Annotated in this window: 5 protein-coding genes; 3 read left to right on the top strand and 2 right to left on the bottom strand. The window is 44.4% G+C overall.

Annotation, left to right across the window (positions count from 1 at the left end):
* Nucleotides 1-135 precede the first annotated feature (135 nt).
* On the top strand, nt 136-870 hold the full coding sequence (locus H5300_RS25180) for an RNA methyltransferase (protein ID WP_004731761.1): 735 nt from the start codon (nt 136-138) through the stop codon (nt 868-870).
* Between the two features lie 97 nt (nt 871-967).
* Here H5300_RS25180 and fdxA read toward each other — a convergent pair whose 3' ends face one another.
* Nucleotides 968-1,291: a ferredoxin FdxA gene (gene fdxA, locus H5300_RS25175; RefSeq protein ID WP_004731764.1), complete on the bottom strand. Its 324-nt coding sequence runs from the start codon at nt 1,289-1,291 to the stop codon at nt 968-970.
* A 254-nt stretch (nt 1,292-1,545) separates the two neighbouring features.
* Here fdxA and H5300_RS25170 point away from each other — a divergent pair, with 254 nt between their 5' ends.
* Nucleotides 1,546-3,177 carry an NAD(P)/FAD-dependent oxidoreductase gene (locus H5300_RS25170; RefSeq protein WP_102556811.1) on the top strand — a complete coding sequence of 544 codons (1,632 nt, stop codon included), beginning with the start codon at nt 1,546-1,548 and terminating at the stop codon, nt 3,175-3,177.
* Between the two features lie 132 nt (nt 3,178-3,309).
* Here H5300_RS25170 and bluB read toward each other — a convergent pair whose 3' ends face one another.
* Nucleotides 3,310-3,978, bottom strand: coding sequence for a 5,6-dimethylbenzimidazole synthase (bluB, locus tag H5300_RS25165; protein WP_108118042.1), 669 nt, complete (start codon nt 3,976-3,978; stop codon nt 3,310-3,312).
* Nucleotides 3,979-4,145: 167 nt separating this feature from the next.
* On the opposite strand from bluB, the gene H5300_RS25160 reads away from it, so the two are divergent.
* Nucleotides 4,146-5,345: a DEAD/DEAH box helicase gene (locus tag H5300_RS25160; protein WP_004731773.1), complete on the top strand. Its 1,200-nt coding sequence runs from the start codon at nt 4,146-4,148 to the stop codon at nt 5,343-5,345.
* The last annotated feature ends 213 nt before the right edge of the window (nt 5,346-5,558 follow it).

The raw sequence follows: 5,558 nt of genomic DNA, 5'->3' as shown, positions 1-5,558 counted from the left end.
GAGCGCGCTATTTAGTGCGCTTTTCTTTTTTAAGTGAGTTGCTTTTGCTTTTTATGTGGATCGCATTGAGCTATCACGCTTTTGGTTCTCCAACCTTTGCTCTATAATGCGCGGGCTTATATCTAGGATAAAAACATGATTTCAAAAAACCAATTAAAACTCCTTCGTGCTTTGGGCCAAAAGAAACAACGTAAAGCCCACGGTTTGTTTCTAGTTCAAGGTGAAAAGAACGTTCTTGAGCTGTTCAATAGTGACTTAGTCGTGAAGAACGTCTTTGCTACCGCTGATTTCTTATCTGAAAATCACGCTTCACTGTTTGAGTTTGATTGTGTTGAAGCTTCACTAGATGACCTAACCAAAGCGAGTACTTTGGTGAGTAACAATGCGGCGATTGCTGTCGTTGAGATCCCAACATTTGAACTGCCAGAAGCAACTGGGCTGATGATTGCACTAGATGGCGTTTCAGACCCGGGCAACCTAGGTACGATTATTCGTGTAGCAGACTGGTATGGCATTAAGCATATCGTTGCGAGCAGCGATTGTGCAGACCCATACAACCCTAAGACCATCAGTGCAACTATGGGTAGCTTTGGCCGAGTACACGTAAGCCAAACAGACTTACCGGCTTATTTAGAACAAGCGAACCTACCGGTTTACGGCGCGTTCTTAGAAGGCGAAAGTGTTCATAAGACAGAATTTACTGCCAATGGCATTTTGCTAATGGGCAGCGAGTCTCACGGCATTCGTGAACATGCGGCTAAATACGTAACGGATAAGATTACGATTCCTGCATTCGGTGGCGCAGAGTCTCTGAACGTAGCAATGGCGACCGGTATTATTCTCGACAACATGCGTCGTCAGCATAGCTAGATTTCATAAGCTAACGATCCAATCGACAGTGTTCAGGTATTAAAAAAGGCGTATTGATTAAATCAATACGCCTTTTTATTTGAGTTCTTTTCAACAACTACTTTTCTAACATTGCCAACTTATCAGACACACCATTCCACTTTTCAGCTTCATCCATCGGTGCTTTTACTTCAGTTTGCACAGGCCAAATCTCGGCAAGCTCGGCATTGACTTCAATAAAGATCTTTTGATCTTCTGGCAGTTCATCTTCTTGAAAGATCGCTTGAGCATCACATTCAGGTACACATAAACCACAATCAATACATTCGATTGGGTTGATTACCATGAAATTTGGTCCTTCATGGAACGCATCTGCGGGACACACTGCCACACAGTCTGTGTATTTACATTGAATACAGTTATCGCCTACGACAAACGCCATGATGCTCTGCTCTATAAGTTAGTCAAAATTGAAGAATGGAGGATAATACTCATCCCAAGGCAAAATTCAACATCATACGGCTCTAATATCGTGTCTATTTGCTCCATGTTTCCAAATTAGTATGACAGATAAATCAATTTCTCGTAAAATGCGCGCCATTGTGAGCTTATCGCTTCTTTCAACATCAGCGTTGTCATCAAACTCTGTATTAAGAAACGATCTAGCTAAGACACCTATAAAAACGAGACATCAAAATGATACGTTTAACCGAAATTAAACTCCCACTAGACCATGAAGAGTCAGCCATTCAAGACGCTATTGAAGCAAAGCTTGGCATTAACGCTGATCAGGTACTTTCTTTTAATATCTTTAAACGTGGCTACGATGCTCGTAAGAAATCAAAAATCTTACTTATCTACACGCTTGATGTTCTCGTTGAAAACGAAGCTGAGTTGTTAGAACAATTCATCAGCGACCCACACGTAAAAGTGACTCCTGACATGGAGTACAAATTCGTGGCTAAAGCGGTTGAGAACCAAACTGAGCGCCCTGTCGTTATCGGTTTTGGCCCTTGTGGTTTGTTCGCAGGCCTAGTGCTTGCTCAAATGGGCTTCAATCCAATCATCGTTGAGCGTGGTAAAGAAGTTCGTGAACGTACGAAAGATACCTTTGGTTTCTGGCGTAAGCGCACACTGAACACTGAATCAAACGTACAGTTCGGTGAAGGTGGCGCAGGTACATTCTCTGACGGTAAGCTATACAGCCAAGTTAAAGATCCAAAGCACTACGGCCGTAAAGTAATCGAAGAATTCGTAGCTGCTGGCGCACCAGAAGAAATTCTATACGTAAGTAAGCCACACATCGGTACCTTTAAACTGGTTACCATGATCGAGAAGATGCGTGCTTCTATCATTGAGCTAGGTGGCGAAATCCGTTTCAGCACTCGCGTAGACGACGTTCACATGGAAGACGGTCAAATCACTGGCCTAACGCTTTCTAACGGTGAAGAGATTAAAACTCGTCACGTAGTACTGGCTGTTGGCCACAGTGCCCGTGATACGTTTGAAATGCTGCACGAACGTGGCGTTTACATGGAAGCTAAGCCTTTCTCTGTTGGTTTCCGTATCGAACACAAGCAAGCGATGATCGATGAAGCTCGCTTCGGTAAAAACGCAGGTAATCCTATCTTAGGTGCAGCGGACTACAAATTAGTACACCACTGTAAGAATGGCCGCACTGTATACAGCTTCTGTATGTGCCCGGGTGGTACTGTGGTTGCCGCGACTTCTGAAGAAGGCCGCGTAGTAACCAACGGCATGAGCCAATACTCTCGTGCAGAACGTAACGCAAACAGTGCCATCGTTGTGGGTATCGACCCAGAGCGTGATTACCCAGGTGACGCACTAGCAGGTATCCGTTTACAACGTGAATTAGAAAGTGCCGCTTATGTTCTAGGTGGCGAGAACTACGACGCCCCTGCACAGAAAATCGGTGACTTCCTGAAAGGTCGCGATCCAAGTGAAATCGGTGAAGTAAAACCATCATTCACGCCAGGTATCCACCTAACGGATATTTCAAAAGCGCTACCTGATTTTGCTATCGAAGCGATTCGTGAAGCAATCCCAGCGTTCGAGAAGAAGATTAAAGGCTTCTCTACGCCAGACGGTCTACTAACAGGTGTTGAGACTCGTACGTCTTCTCCTGTATGTATCAAACGTGGCAAAGACTACCAAAGCATCAACCTTAAGGGCTTCTTCCCTGCAGGTGAAGGTGCAGGCTACGCGGGTGGTATCCTATCTGCTGGTATCGACGGTATTAAAGCGGCGGAAGCGCTAGCACTGTCTATGGTTGAACAGAACCAAGCTGAGAAGATTGAGATCGCTTAGGCTCTCGGTTTATTTATCTAAATTGGTTTGTATATCTAAATCAGATAACAGCTAGCAAATATCAAAAAGGGCTCAATGAGCCCTTTTTTAGATCTTGATACTAGCCATCGAGATTAATGCCGGTAAATGCAATTACTCTTCGTTTGACTTGATTTGGTCTGAGTTCCACTTCCCTTCATGAATCGCTGAATTAACGTCTCTTCTTGGCAGCCAGCCCATGGTTTCTAGTTCGGGTTTATCTTTGAAGTGATCAACGTAGCCGATACATAAATACGCAACGATATCGATGTTTTCTGGGATATCTAAAGCGTCTCGCAGTGTTGAGTCGTGAAGAATGCTCACCCAACCTAACCCAAGGTTTTCAGCTCTTGCCGCGAGCCACAAGTTTTGCACCGCACACACGGTGCTGTACAAATCCATTTCTTGTTTGATGGTTCTACCTAGCACGACCTTTCCGGTTCGATTACGGTCGCAAGTCACACAGATACCGATAGGCGATTCAACAATACCTTCAAGCTTTAATCGCTTATACATCGCCTGCTTTTCATCGGTGAACATTTCCGCGGATTCCGCATGAGCCTGATTAAAACCGGTTTTGATTTGTTGCTTGGTTTCGATATCACGGACAACGACAAAATCCCAAGGCTGCATAAAACCAACGCTAGGCGCATGGTGCGCCGCGGTTAGCACACGCATCAAAACGTCTTCTGGGATCTCATCAGGAAGAAACTGACCACGAACATCTCGGCGAGAAAAAATCGTTTTATATACTGCATCGCGTTCATTCGGCGTAATTTCCATACATCCCTGTCTTATCGTCGTCTTATTGAACCAGTATTATCCAACTAAAGTGTCTATGTTGCTAGCAGTACACAAGCAACATGGTAGAATGCCGCCATTAATCTTATCCTTGTATAAGATTGTTAAACCTTTCCATCGCTATTTAGCCAAATCATACCGAGAAACTTATGCCATTTTCCAAGCTTGGATTAAGCTCACCTATTGTTAAAGCCGTTGCAAAACAAGGCTATGAAAAGCCAACCTCTATTCAAGAAAAAGCAATTCCGATTGTGCTTTCTGGTAAGAACCTTATTGCGGCAGCACAAACAGGTACAGGTAAAACTGCGAGCTTTGTTCTCCCTATCTTAGAAATGCTAAGTAAAGGTGAAACACAACGTAAAAAACGCATTCGTGCTGTTATTCTGACACCAACTCGTGAGCTTGCGATTCAGGTTGAGCAGAACATTACTAAGTACGCGAAGTTCCTAAACCTAACATCACTAGCGATGTACGGTGGCGTGTCTTACCAACACCAGAAAGACCGCTTGATCGAAGGTGTCGATATTCTTGTGGCAACTCCAGGTCGTTTAATCGATATGTACGGACAACGTGCCGTTCATTTTGATGAAGTGGAAGTACTGGTTCTTGATGAAGCAGACCGCATGCTAGACATGGGTTTCATCGAAGACATCAACAAGATCATCGCGCGTTTGCCACAAAACATTCAAAACCTGTTGTTCTCAGCAACGCTATCAACGCCAGTGCGTGCGCTAGCGAAAAGCGCAATCAGTGAAGCGGAAGAGATTTCAATTGCCAAAACTGACGCTTCTAAAGCGAACATTGAGCAATGGTTGGTAACCGTCGATAAAGACCGCAAATCTGCGCTATTAAGCCACATGATCACTGACGGTGAATGGGACCAAGCGCTTATCTTTATCGAGACCAAACACGGCGCGGCTAAGCTAGTTGCCCAACTTGAAAAACGTGGCATCCAAGCTGAAGCTTTCCACAGTGGACGTAGCCAAGCGATTCGTGAAAAGATTCTGGCTGACTTTAAGAAAGGTCGTCTAAAATATCTAGTTGCAACAGGTGTTGCTGCTCGTGGTATCGATATCGACAACCTAAGCCGCGTAGTCAACTACGACATCCCATTCCCAGCGGATGACTATGTACACCGTATTGGTCGTACAGGCCGTGCTGATGCGTCTGGTGAAGCGATCTCTTTCCTATCGAAAGACAACTTCAAGAACCTGTGCATTATCGAAAAACGTCTTGGTCACTTGATTGAGCGTCGCGTCGTTGAAGGTTTCGAACCACGCAAAGAAGTCCCAATTTCGGTATTGAACTTCGTGCCTAAAAAGAAAAGAGACCTGCAGCAACCTGAGTAATTTCAGGTTTAGAAAATGCGAAAATCGCGTTAGCCAAAACAAAAATAAGACGAAGCCCAATGTGGCTTCGTTTTGTTCTTTGAAATACAACTTAACAACCACCTACTAAAGTAGGTGGGTTAGTATTACGGACTGAAAGTCCGGATACGGGTCAAAGACCCGTTGTTAGTCGCTTTCAGTTCGGAAGTTATCTTCAACCTTTGGCTCAAAATG

It is taken from the genome of Vibrio sp. SG41-7 (assembly GCF_014164465.1).
GTDB classification, from domain to species: domain Bacteria; phylum Pseudomonadota; class Gammaproteobacteria; order Enterobacterales; family Vibrionaceae; genus Vibrio; species Vibrio splendidus.
This window is presented reverse-complemented; position numbering and strand designations above follow the sequence as displayed.